A 10,663-nucleotide genomic window follows, 5' to 3' on the forward strand; every position below is an offset into this window, starting at 1 on the left:
CCTGTGACCACCATGCCCGATGACGACGAACAGTCCCGGCTCCTGCACCGGCTCATCGACCACCCGACGCCAGGGCAGGTGTTCGGGGAACCCGTCACCCATGACGGCGTCGTCGTCCTCCCCGTCGCCGCGTTGAGTAACGGTGGCGGCGGTGGGGGCGGCTCCGGACCGGAGCCCGCCGGTACGGCGTTCGGCCTGGGTGGCGGCTACGGCACGATGGGCAGGCCGGTCGGCGCGTACGTCATCTCCCGGGGGAACGCGCGCTTCGTACCCGCCGTCGACATCACGCGGCTCGCCGTCGTGGCGGCCTGCGCGGCGGTGTCGATCGCCGTTCTCCTCCGGCGTCGCCGCGCCTCCGGCTGACGGCGGCGGGCATCCTCGGCGCCGCACAGCTCGGAGCCCGGCGGGGAGCGGGCCACGGCGGAACATCAACAGCGTTCCGAGCCAGCCGGTAGTGGTCACGACCCGAGCAGTCGGCTGACCTCGGGCCCGGCGGGGTGACCGGGCGCCACCGACAGGAAGCGGCGCAGCGTCGCCGGTGCCTCCTCGGGGCGGGTGAGCCGCTGGGCCAGCCCGGCCACCAGCAGGCCGTCCGGCGAGTCAGGAACGTGGTCGAGGACCTCCCGCGCGGTCCGCTCCGCGGCGGCGGCGTCGCCGGCCCGCAGCAGGGCGAAGGCGAGGCGTAACCGGATCGCGTCGTCGGGCCGGTCCCGCAGCGCTTCCCGGTACATCTCGGCCGCGGCCGCGTACCGTTGCTGGCCCTCCAGGTCGTGGGCCAGTTGCACGGCGACCACCGCCGGGTCGGCGGCGGGCGCGTCGGCGACCGGTCGCGCCAACTGCCCGGCCGCCACGGCCACCGTCGACACCAGGGCGACAAGCCCACCCGCCGCCCACCACCAGGCCCGACGCGCGCTCCGCCCGCCGGGGGGTGCCGCGTCGGTGGTGCTGGGTCGCCGCTGCACCGGCCGGTGCCGTGGGCGCAGGGTCCGCAGCGCCGCAGCGCCGACCCCCAGCAGGACCACCGCGGGTACCACCCAGAGCAGCAGCGCCGTGCCGCGCAGCGGCGGTTGGGCCAGCACCTCGTCGCCGTAGCGCTGGACGAACCAGCGGCGGATCTCCGCCGGGCTGCGGCCCTCGGCCAGCTGGTCGGTGATCACCTGCCGCATCGAGACGGCGATCGGTGAGCTGGAGTCGGCGACCGACTCACCCTGGCACGCCGGGCAGCGCAGCTCGGTGGCGACCGCCTGCGTCGGGTCGGACGGTGGCCCGGGGGCGACGGACCGGGCCAGCCCGGCGACGGACAGGGCCAGCAGCACCGCAGCGGTCAGCGTGACCAGCCGGCGGCGGCCGTTCACGTCGCTCCGAGCAGCGGGACCACCCGGTCCGCCAGCCACTGCTGGGTCACCACCCCCGGCTGGTGCGCGACGATCCGCCCGTCCCGGTCCACCAGGAAGGTCTCCGGTACGCCCCGCACGCCCCACTCGATCGCCCGGGTGCCGTCGCGGTCCGGTAGCACGGTGAGTTTGCCGGCGCCGGTCTCGTCGAGCAGCGCGCGTACCGCTTCCGTGCCGTCGCGCAGGTTGAGCCCGACCACCCGCAGCCCCTCCGGCGACCAGCGGCGGTCCGCCTCGACCAGCAGCGGCAACTCGGCGCGGCACGGCCCGCACCAGGAGGCGAAGACGTTGACCAGCACCACCTGTCCCCGTGCGTCGGCGATGTCGAACCGGTCGCCGGCGAGGGTGGTGCCGGTGAGGGCGGGCGCGGCGACCGGCGGTCGCTGCTCGGCCTTCCCGGGTGGCGCTGGGGGCGACAGTGCGTACCCCAGGCCGACCGCCAGCAGCAGCACGGCGGCGGGGGCGAACCACACCCGACGCCACCGGCGGTGGCCCGCGCCGCGCGTCGCCGCCTCGCTCGGCTGACCGACGGCGCGCGGCGTCCTGCTGCGGTGCCCAGTGGTGCGCTCGTTCACGCCGGCACTCCCGCCGGTTCGCGCCGGTCGGCCGGCTCAGACCGCCGTGGACGCCGTGATCGCGCGGTGACGGCCAGGGCGGTCAGGCCGCCGACGGTGATCAGGGCGCCCCCGAGCCAGATGAGACCGACCAGTGGGTTGACCGCGAGTCGCAGCGTCGCGCTGCCGCCGTCCTCGGCCACGGCGATGAGGGTGAGGTAGGTGTCCCGGCGTGGCCCGCTGCTGATCGCCGGCACGGTGACGGCGGTGTCCCGCGCCGGGTCGTAGCGCAGGGCCGGGGTGGCTGTCCGGGTGGTGCCGTTCCCCGACAGCTCGGTCGTGGCCCGGACCACCATCCGACCCTCGTCGAGGCTGCGGTGCACCGACACCAGCCGGACCGACACGTCGGCCACCCGCAGCGTCTCGCCGACCCGCACGGTCCGCTCGTCGGCCTGCCCGTACGCGGCGGACCCGGCGACGCCGACCGCGACCAGGGCGAGGCCGGCGTGCGCCAGCGCCGCCGCCCAGGCCCGGCCGGGCCGCCGGCGCCGCGCGGTGACCTCGGTGAGCAGGCCGGTGAGGACGAAGGCGGCGGCACCGAACGCGGTGAGCACCGCCGGCCCCGGCCGGCTGAGCAGGCCGATCGCCGCCACCGTCGCCAGCCCCACGATGCCGGGCAGGGCGAGGCGGCGCAGTGCGGTGGCCCGGTCGCGTACCCACAGCGCCGGTGTGACGCCGGCCAGCAGCAGCAACACCACGGCCAGCGGTACGGCGGTGCGCTGGTAGTAGCCCGGTCCCACGCTGCTCCGGGCCCCGGTGAGCGGTTCGGTCAGCAGCGGCAGCACGGTGCCGATCAGCACGACGGCCGCCACGGTGACCAGCAGGACGGCGTTGACCAGGACCGCGGTGCGCCGGGACAGCAGCGGTGCCCGGCCGGCTCCGGGGGCCGCCGGCCGGTTCCGTCCGGTGAGCACGGTGGCCGCCAGGACCGCCAGCAGCACGAATCCGAGCAGGAGCGGCCCCAACGGCGACTCGGTGAAGGCGTGCACGCTCGCCACGGCGCCGGATCGGGTGAGGAAGGTGCCGAGCAGCACCAGCAGGAAGCTGCCGCAGGCCAGGGTGGTGTTCCACCGCTCCCGGCTGCGGCCACCGTCCAGGCTGGTGTGGAGGAAGGCGGTCGCGGTCAGCCACGGCAGCAGGGAGGCGTTCTCCACCGGGTCCCAGGCCCAGTAGCCACCCCAGCCGAGGACGGCGTACGACCACCAGGCGCCCACGGCGACCCCCGCGGTCAGGGTGGCCCAGGCCGCCAGGGCCCACGGGCGGGCCACCCGGACCCAGTCCCGTCCGGCCCGTCCGGCCAGCGGGGCGGCCAGCGCCAGCGCGAACGGGACCACCATGCCGAGGTAGCCGGCGTACAGCAGGGGCGGGTGCACCCCCATGGCGGGGTGCTGCTGGAGCAGCGGATTCGGGCCCGGGCCGTCCAGCGGCACCGGGTGGACCGCCTGGAACGGGTCGGCGGCGAAGGCCGACAGCGCGAAGAACAGGGTGGTCACCACGCTGACCACCACCATGGCGTACGCGCGCAGCCGGTCGGGTGCGCGGCGGCGCGCCAGCAGGGCCCCGAACCCGCAGAGGATCAGCAGCCAGAGCAGCAGCGATCCGTCCATGGCGGACCAGAGACTGGTGATCGTGTAGTAGACGGGTACGTGCCGGCCGCCGTTCTCGGCGACGAACCGGACGCTGAAGTCGTGGGCCAGCAGGGCCGCTTCGAGCAGCCCGCACGCGGCGGCGGCGGCGAGCAGCGCGCCGGCGGAGGCCAGCCGGGCCGGGCGGGACGCCGCGCCGAGCAGCGCCACCCGCAGCCAGAGCAGCACCGCGAGCACCGCGCTGACCAGGCCGGCGGTGAGGCTCGCCGCGCCGAGGTCACCAAGCATCGGTGGGCTCCGGGCGGGCGGCGGCGGACGGCCCGTACTCGTTGCCGTGCCGGAGGACCACGTGGTCGGCGTGGAACACCCCGTCGGTGCCCAGCCGGCCCTCGACGACCGCTTCCTCGCCCTCCCGGAAGGTGTCCGGCGGCATGCCGCGCTGCCGCACGGTGACCTCCTGCCCGCCGTCGGCCAGTCGGAACACCGTCACCTCGCCGTCGCGACTCAGCGAGCCGGGGACGACCTCGCCGGCCAGGCGGACCCGGTCCCGCGCGACGGTCGGGTCGGCGGCCACCTCGCCGGGGGTGCGGTAGTAGGTGAGGGTGTCGTTCAGCGCGCTGGTGACCAGGAGACCGCCGGCGGCGACGAAGACGGCGACCAGCGCGAGGCGTCCGGGCCGGCGGATCATCGCACCCGCGCCGGCTGGTCCGCTGCCGGGTCCCGCCCGGCGCGGCTCGGCGCGGGTCGTTCGGGTAGCGCGCCGAGGCGGCGTTCGAGCCGCATCACCCGGTGCGCCAGCACGCAGAGCGCCGCGGCGCTGGCGGCGGCGACGGCCAGCAGCAGCGCCAGGGCCATCCGCGAATCGATCGGCGGGCGGGCGGGCGCGAGGATGGTGGCCTGTTGGTGCAGCGAGCGCCACCACAGGACGGAGAAGTGCACCACCGGGACGAGCAGGAAGCCGGTGATGCCGGCGACCGCCGCCGGCCGGGCCACCCGCCGGTCGCCGCCGTCGGGTCCGCCGGCCCGTTCGGCCAGCGTCCGGCGCAGGGCCAGATAGCCGGCGTACGCCAGGAGCAGCAGCGCGGTGCTGACCAGCCGGGGATCCCAGGCCCACCAGGTGCCCCAGACGAGCTGGCCCCAGATCGCCCCGGTGGTGATGGTGAGCGCGGTGAGCGCCACGCCGATCTCGGCGGCCGCCCGGGCGAACCGGTCCCACCGCAGGTCGCCGCCGATCAGGTAGGCGCCGCTGGCGGCCAGCACCACGGCGAACGCCAGGTACGCCACCCAGGCGGCGGGCACGTGCAGGTACATCAGGCGCTGGGCCTGGCCCTGGGCCGCGTCGGCCGGGGCCAGGAGCGCGCCGGCGACGGCGGCGCCCACCGCGAGGCCGCCGGCGGTCCAGCCGGCCGTCCGCCGGGCGGCGGCGCCGCGGGGAGTGTCCGCGGTCAGGTCCACGGTGGAGGTTCGCATGTCTTCCTGTCCGCGCCGTCGGCGCTTGCCCCGCTGATTCCTGACACCAGACCTTAAACCGAAATAAACGGAATCAGCCGGCGGATCCGAGCAAATAGGGGAATATGGTCCCGGGTTGACGGGGGTCGGTACCGCTGGAGACGACACAGGTTGCGACGCGAAAATCCGGCGGGTGGCGCCGGTGGATCGGCCTGCCCGTGGTGGCGCTGGGCACTGGTCTGGCCCTCACCGGCTGCGCCGGGGGCGCGCCGTCGGCGCTGGACCCGGCCGGCGCCGGCGCGGCCCGGGTCGCCAACCTGTGGTGGCTGCTGTTCTGGATCTCGGTCGCGGTGTTCGCCGAGGTCATGGCGCTGCTGACCTGGGCTCTGGTGTTCCGCCGGAAGCGGCGGGTACGCGTGCGGCACGGCCAGCCGCTGCGCTTCGTGGTCGTGGCCGGCGCCGGGATCCCGCTGGTGATCCTGGTGGCGGTCTACGCGGTCGGGCTGCGCGACCTGGCGGCGCTCGGCGACGGCCCCGGGCCGGACGCGCCGACCATCGAGGTCACCGGTCACAAGTGGTGGTGGGAGGTACGGGTGCAGGGCGTCGACGGGGCCACCGCCAACGAACTGCACATCCCGGTGGGGGAGAAGGTGCGGGTCCGGTTGCGTACCGCCGACGTGCTGCACAGCTTCTGGGTGCCGCAGCTCATGCCCAAGACCGACCTCATCGCCGGCGAGACACGCGAGACCTGGCTGCACGCCGAGCGGGCCGGCAGCTACCGGGGCCAGTGCGCCGAGTACTGCGGCACCCAGCACGCGCACATGGCGTTCCTGGTCGTCGCCGAGCCCCGGCCGGACTTCGACGCCTGGCTGGCCCGACTCGGCACGCCGGCCCGGCCGCCGCAGACCGACGCCCAGCGGCGCGGTCAGCAGGCGTTCCTCCAGGGCAGCTGCGCGGGCTGCCACGCCATCCGGGGCACCGGCGCCGACGGCCGGATCGGCCCCGACCTCTCCGACGTCGGATCCCGCTGGAGCATCGGCGCGGGCGCGGTACCGAACGACGGGGGTCACCTCGGCGGGTGGATCGCCAACTCGCAGACCGTCAAGCCGGGCAACTACATGCCTCCCCAGCAGGTCGGCGCGGGTCAGTTGCCGGATCTCATCGCGTACCTGCAGTCGCTGAAGTGATCGAAGGGAGGTAGACCCGTGTCCACGACCGCCGCATCGACGCCCGGTGCCAGCCGGGAGGATCTGGCCCGACTGGAGGAACGCTGGGCCGAACGCCCGTCGCTGCGCTCGTGGTTCAGCACAGTCGACCACAAGCGGATCGGACGGCGCTACCTGGTCACCGCGGCGCTGTTCTTCGTCCTCGCCGGGCTGAGCGCGCTGGCGATGCGGACCCAGCTGGCCCGTCCCGAGTCGCGACTGCTCTCCCCGCAGGAGTACAACCAGCTCTTCACCATGCACGGCACGGCGATGATCTTCCTGTTCGCCACCCCGATGCTCTTCGGCTTCGGCAACTTCCTGGTCCCGCTGATGATCGGCTCGCGGGACATGGCCTTCCCCAAACTCAACGCCTTCGGCTACTGGGTCTTCCTGTTCGCCGGGCTGTTCATGTGGGCCAGCCTGCCCTTCGGGGCCGCCCCGAACGGCGGCTGGTTCGCCTACGTGCCGCTCACCGAGGAACGGAACACCCCCGGCCTGCACATGGACGTCTACACCCTGGGCCTGCTCTTCCTGGGCATCGCCACCACCGCCGCGTCGATCAACTTCATCGTCACCTCGCTCAAACTGCGCGCCCCGGGGATGTCGCTGAACCGGGTGCCGTTGTTCGTCTGGGCGATCGTCGCCACCGCCTTCATGGTGATCTTCGCGTTGCCCGCGCTGAACGTCGACAACGCGATGCTCTTCCTCGACCGGCGGTTCGGCACCCACTTCTTCGACCCGGAGCACGGCGGCAACGTGCTGCTGTGGCAGCACCTGTTCTGGATCTTCGGCCACCCGGACGTCTACATCATCGTGATGCCGGCACTGGGCATCGTCTCCGCGGTGCTGCCCGCGTTCACCCGGCGCGGGGTGGTCGGCTACGCGCTTGTCGTGTTCGCCATGGCGTCGATCGCGATCATCTCGTTCGGGGTCTGGGTGCATCACATGTTCGCCACCGGCCTACCGCCACTGTCGTACGGTTTCTTCAGCGCGGCCAGCACGATCATCACGATTCCGTCCGGGATCCAGATCTTCGCCTGGCTGGCCACCATGCTGCTGGGCCGGCTGGTGCTCAAGGTCCCGCTGCTGTTCGTGATCGGCTTCATCGTGACCTTCGTGCTCGGCGGCTTCACCGGCGCCATGTTCGCGTTGACCGCCTTCGACCAGCAGGTCACCGACTCGTACTTCGTGGTGGCCCACTTCCACTACGTGCTCATCGGCGGGGCGCTGTTCCCGATCCTCGCCGCCGTCTACTACTGGCTCCCGAAGATCACCGGCCGGATGTACCACGAGAAGCTCGGCCGCTGGGCGTTCTGGCTGTTCTTCACCGGCATGCACCTGACGTTCTTCCCGATGCACCTGTACGGCCTGTTCGGCATGCCCAGGCGGGTCTACACCTACCCGGACGAGCCCGGCTGGGGCGGCTGGAACCTGGTCAGCACCGCCGGTTCATATCTGCTCGCGATCGGGCTGCTGCTCGTCCTGATCGGAGTGATCCACGCCGTGCGGCGGGGACGGCCGGCACCACCGGACCCGTGGGGCGGCGACAGCCTGGAATGGTCCACCGACTCCCCGCCGAAGCCGTACAACTTCCCCGTCCTGCCGCAGGTGCACAGCCTCCACCCCACCTGGGACGACGCCAGCCGTACCTCGATGACCGAAGGCGCGACCGACGACCGGATCCTGGCCCGCGGGCGGCAGACACTGGTGACCAGCGAACTGGACGGCCGGCGGGAACGGACGGTGGAGATGCCCGAGGCGTCCCTGCAACCGCTGCTGCTCGCCCTGGCCCTGCTGGTGTTCTTCACCGCGTTGCTCTTCGCCTGGTACCCGGTGGCCGTCGGGGCCGCCCTCGTGGTGGCCTCGACCATCGCCGTCTGGCTGTGGCCACCCCGCCGGCCCGACCAGGAACTCGGGGTGAGCGCATGAGCGAGCGGCAGCGAGCGAATCGTCCACGCGGTGCGGTGAAGGCTCAGGCCGGCGCCGAGCGGAGCGAGGTGACCGCATGAACGCGCGGGGCGGCATCGCGGCGGCCACCAGCACCGAGGCGCTGACCACCGAGCAGCCCGTCGGGCGGTCGGCCGGCTGGTGGGGCATGGTGATGTTCGTCGCCACCGAGGCGACCCTCTTCGCCTGCCTGATCGGCAGCTACTTCTATCTGCGGTTCCAGCACGGCGGTCCGTGGCCGCCGGACGGGCTCACCGCGCCGACCCTGGCACGTCCGCTGCTGATGACCGCGGTGCTGCTGCCCAGCAGCCTGCCGGTGGTGTGGGCGGAACGCGGCATCCGCCGCGGCCAGCGCTGGCGGCTGCGTACCGGCCTGGCGGTGACCCTGGTGCTCGGTGTGACCTTCCTGATTCTGGTGGCCACCGAGTACGCCGAGAAGCTCCGCGAGTTCACCATCACCACCAACGCCTACGGCTCCCTGTTCTACGTCATCACCGGCTTCCACGGCTTCCACGTCCTCGTCGGACTGACGATGATCAGCTGGCTGCTCGTCGCCTCGCTGCGCCGCGGCACGTTCGGCGCCCACCGGCACGACCGGGTCCGTAACGCCGCCATCTACTGGCACTTCGTCGACGTGGTGTGGGCCGCCATCCTGTTCACCATCTACCTCTCACCGAGACTGTCGTGAGCACGCATCCCGGGCCCCGGGCCCGCCTCGCCGGTGGGCTGCTGCTCTGGTACGCGGTGCTCGGCGGCGCGATCGCCTGGGCCGTCCACCTCATCGCCGGCTGGAGTGTGGACGAGCTGACCTGCGCCGGTGGCTCGGAGCGGGTCGGTGCCCTGCCGTTGCGGACCGCGATCGGACTCGCCGTGGTACTGCCCGCCCTGGCGACCGTGGGTGCCCTGCTGGCCGCCGCGCTGCTCTGGCGGCGCACCGCGCGTACCCCTCAGGGCGTCGAGCCGGAGCGCCGGGTGGGCCGCAGCCGGATGCTGGCCGTGGTGGGCATCTGGCTGAACCTGCTCTTCCTGACGATCATCGTCCTGGGCGGAGTCGCCCTGATCGTGCTGCCGCCATGCCAGCGATGAGCGCCGCCGCCGGCGGCAACGAGCCCGAGTCCGTCGTGGCCGGGCTGATCACCATGCTGCTCGCCGCCGGGCTGGCCCTGCTCGCCGCGGGTTACGGCCGGGGCGTCCATGAACTGTGGTCCCGCCGTGGCCGGGGGACCGTCCTGCCGGGCTGGCGGGTGGTCGCCTTCACCGCCGGCCTGCTCGTCGCCCTGGCCACCCAGAGCGGGCCGGTGGCGGCCCTGGCCGCGCGGGGCTTCGCCGGCCACATGACCCAGCACATGCTGCTGCTGCTCGTGGCCGGGCCGCTGCTGGCCGCGGGGGCGGCCGGCCTGCCGCTGACCCTGGCCTGCCCGGCCACGCCACGCCGGTGGCTGGCCCGCCTCCGGGCCACCGCGGCCGTGCGATGGCTGCGCCGACCGGTGGTCATCGCGCTTGTCGCGGGCGGTACGCAGACCCTGGTGCTCTGGTTCTGGCACCTGCCCGGGCCCTACCTGGCCGCCGTACGGCACCCTGCGCTGCACGTCGTCGAGCACGTCTGCTTCGTCGGCGCGGCCTGGCTGCTCTGGGCGCCGGTCCTCGGCGCGGCCCGGCACCGGCTGCCGGTCCCGACCGGGATGCTGCTGCTCGTCGGGACGATGCTGCCGGCATCGGCGCTGGGCGCGGTGCTCACCTTCGCGCCGAGCCCCATCTACCCGGCCGAGGTGCTCGGTGCCGATCCGCTCGCCGACCAGCAGCTGGCCGGGCTGCTGATGTGGGCGCCGATGGACGTGGTGGTGCTGGTCGCCGCACTGGCCGCTTTCCTGCGCTGGCTGGTCGGCCTCCAGCGGCAACGCCCGGAGCGGGTGACCTCGCCCGAGGTGGACGGTCACCTGCCGGCCCGAACCGGGGGAGTGGGGCGATGAACCGCCGAACACGCAGGCTGCCGAGGTGGCTGGGGCTGGGCCTGCTCCTCGCCGTCGCGGGCTGCGCCAGCACCCAACCGCCCCCGCCGCCGGAGGTCCGCGCCGGCCAGCCGGGCCGAGGGGCGGACCTCATCGCCCAGTACGGCTGCGGCTCCTGCCACACCATCCCCGGCATCAACCGGGCGGACGGGCTGGTCGGCCCGCCGCTGACCCGGTTCGGTGCCCGCTCCTACATCGCCGGGGAGTTGGTGAACAACGCCGACAACCTGCAGCGCTGGATCGTGGATCCGCAGGCGGTCGAGCCGGGCACCGCCATGCCGAACCTGGGCATCCCGGCCATCGATGCCCAGGACATCGCCGCCTACCTCTACACCCTGGACTGAGCCGACATGAGCCGACGGACGTACCGGTGGCATCCCAGGCGGGCGTGCGCGTACGGTGCCGTGTTCGCCCTGGCCGCCGGCCCGGCGGCCCTCGCCGCACCGACCACCCCCAGCC

12 protein-coding genes are annotated in these 10,663 nt (G+C 73.8%); 7 read left to right on the forward strand and 5 right to left on the reverse strand.

Going from position 1 to position 10,663, the window contains the following annotated elements; genetic code table 11:
• The first annotated feature begins 12 nt into the window (after positions 1-12).
• Entirely contained in the window at positions 13-363 is a 351-nt protein-coding gene (locus tag C1I95_RS01645) for a spore germination protein GerW family protein (protein WP_111211959.1), read from the forward strand.
• A 95-nt stretch (positions 364-458) separates the two neighbouring features.
• Here the strand turns inward: C1I95_RS01645 and C1I95_RS01650 are convergent, their stop codons facing one another.
• Genes C1I95_RS01650 through ccsA form a run of 5 tightly spaced genes read right to left on the reverse strand, consistent with a single transcriptional unit; the run spans position 459 to position 5,064 of the window.
• A complete protein-coding gene (locus tag C1I95_RS01650) occupies positions 459-1,355 on the reverse strand; it encodes a cytochrome c-type biogenesis protein CcmH (RefSeq protein WP_158566248.1) in 897 nt (298 codons plus the stop codon).
• The gene (locus tag C1I95_RS01655) at positions 1,352-1,969 is read right to left on the reverse strand and encodes a TlpA family protein disulfide reductase (protein ID WP_111211943.1); all 618 of its coding nucleotides are present in this window, start codon (positions 1,967-1,969) and stop codon (positions 1,352-1,354) included. Before C1I95_RS01655 ends, C1I95_RS01650 begins: the two co-directional genes overlap by 4 nt.
• Positions 1,966-3,882, reverse strand: a complete 1,917-nt coding sequence (locus C1I95_RS01660) for a heme lyase CcmF/NrfE family subunit (RefSeq protein WP_111211944.1) — start codon at positions 3,880-3,882, stop codon at positions 1,966-1,968. The genes C1I95_RS01655 and C1I95_RS01660 overlap by 4 nt, the downstream gene beginning before the upstream one ends.
• The gene (locus C1I95_RS01665) at positions 3,872-4,282 is read right to left on the reverse strand and encodes a cytochrome c maturation protein CcmE (RefSeq protein ID WP_111211945.1); all 411 of its coding nucleotides are present in this window, start codon (positions 4,280-4,282) and stop codon (positions 3,872-3,874) included. The genes C1I95_RS01660 and C1I95_RS01665 overlap by 11 nt, the downstream gene beginning before the upstream one ends.
• Entirely contained in the window at positions 4,279-5,064 is a 786-nt protein-coding gene (gene ccsA / locus C1I95_RS01670; RefSeq protein WP_111211946.1) for a cytochrome c biogenesis protein CcsA, read from the reverse strand. Before ccsA ends, C1I95_RS01665 begins: the two co-directional genes overlap by 4 nt.
• A gap of 200 nt (positions 5,065-5,264) precedes the next feature.
• On the opposite strand from ccsA, the gene C1I95_RS01675 reads away from it, so the two are divergent.
• From C1I95_RS01675 to C1I95_RS01700, 6 genes are all read left to right on the forward strand, one after another.
• Entirely contained in the window at positions 5,265-6,230 is a 966-nt protein-coding gene (locus tag C1I95_RS01675; protein ID WP_199523551.1) for a cytochrome c oxidase subunit II, read from the forward strand.
• Between the two features lie 18 nt (positions 6,231-6,248).
• Positions 6,249-8,177, forward strand: a complete 1,929-nt coding sequence (ctaD, locus tag C1I95_RS01680; RefSeq protein WP_111211947.1) for a cytochrome c oxidase subunit I — start codon at positions 6,249-6,251, stop codon at positions 8,175-8,177.
• 76 nt (positions 8,178-8,253) lie between these two features.
• The gene (locus tag C1I95_RS01685; RefSeq protein ID WP_111211948.1) at positions 8,254-8,883 is read left to right on the forward strand and encodes a cytochrome c oxidase subunit 3; all 630 of its coding nucleotides are present in this window, start codon (positions 8,254-8,256) and stop codon (positions 8,881-8,883) included.
• Positions 8,880-9,281, forward strand: a complete 402-nt coding sequence (locus C1I95_RS01690) for a hypothetical protein (protein ID WP_111211949.1) — start codon at positions 8,880-8,882, stop codon at positions 9,279-9,281. The genes C1I95_RS01685 and C1I95_RS01690 overlap by 4 nt, the downstream gene beginning before the upstream one ends.
• Complete coding sequence (locus C1I95_RS01695; RefSeq protein ID WP_158566250.1) at positions 9,278-10,165, forward strand: cytochrome c oxidase assembly protein; 888 nt, start codon at positions 9,278-9,280, stop codon at positions 10,163-10,165. Before C1I95_RS01690 ends, C1I95_RS01695 begins: the two co-directional genes overlap by 4 nt.
• Positions 10,162-10,548, forward strand: coding sequence for a c-type cytochrome (locus C1I95_RS01700; protein ID WP_111211951.1), 387 nt, complete (start codon positions 10,162-10,164; stop codon positions 10,546-10,548). The genes C1I95_RS01695 and C1I95_RS01700 overlap by 4 nt, the downstream gene beginning before the upstream one ends.
• The last annotated feature ends 115 nt before the right edge of the window (positions 10,549-10,663 follow it).

It is taken from the genome of Micromonospora craterilacus (assembly GCF_003236315.1).
GTDB lineage: Bacteria > Actinomycetota > Actinomycetes > Mycobacteriales > Micromonosporaceae > Micromonospora > Micromonospora craterilacus.

Coding starts and splice junctions, on each gene's coding strand:
- ccsA (WP_111211946.1), bottom strand. CDS start 5,064: ATGCGAACCTCCACCGTGGACCTGACCGCGGACACTCCCCGCGGCGCC.
- C1I95_RS01660 (WP_111211944.1), bottom strand. CDS start 3,882: ATGCTTGGTGACCTCGGCGCGGCGAGCCTCACCGCCGGCCTGGTCAGC.
- C1I95_RS01700 (WP_111211951.1), top strand. CDS start 10,162: ATGAACCGCCGAACACGCAGGCTGCCGAGGTGGCTGGGGCTGGGCCTG.
- C1I95_RS01695 (WP_158566250.1), top strand. CDS start 9,278: ATGAGCGCCGCCGCCGGCGGCAACGAGCCCGAGTCCGTCGTGGCCGGG.
- C1I95_RS01685 (WP_111211948.1), top strand. CDS start 8,254: ATGAACGCGCGGGGCGGCATCGCGGCGGCCACCAGCACCGAGGCGCTG.
- C1I95_RS01665 (WP_111211945.1), bottom strand. CDS start 4,282: ATGATCCGCCGGCCCGGACGCCTCGCGCTGGTCGCCGTCTTCGTCGCC.
- C1I95_RS01645 (WP_111211959.1), top strand. CDS start 13: ATGCCCGATGACGACGAACAGTCCCGGCTCCTGCACCGGCTCATCGAC.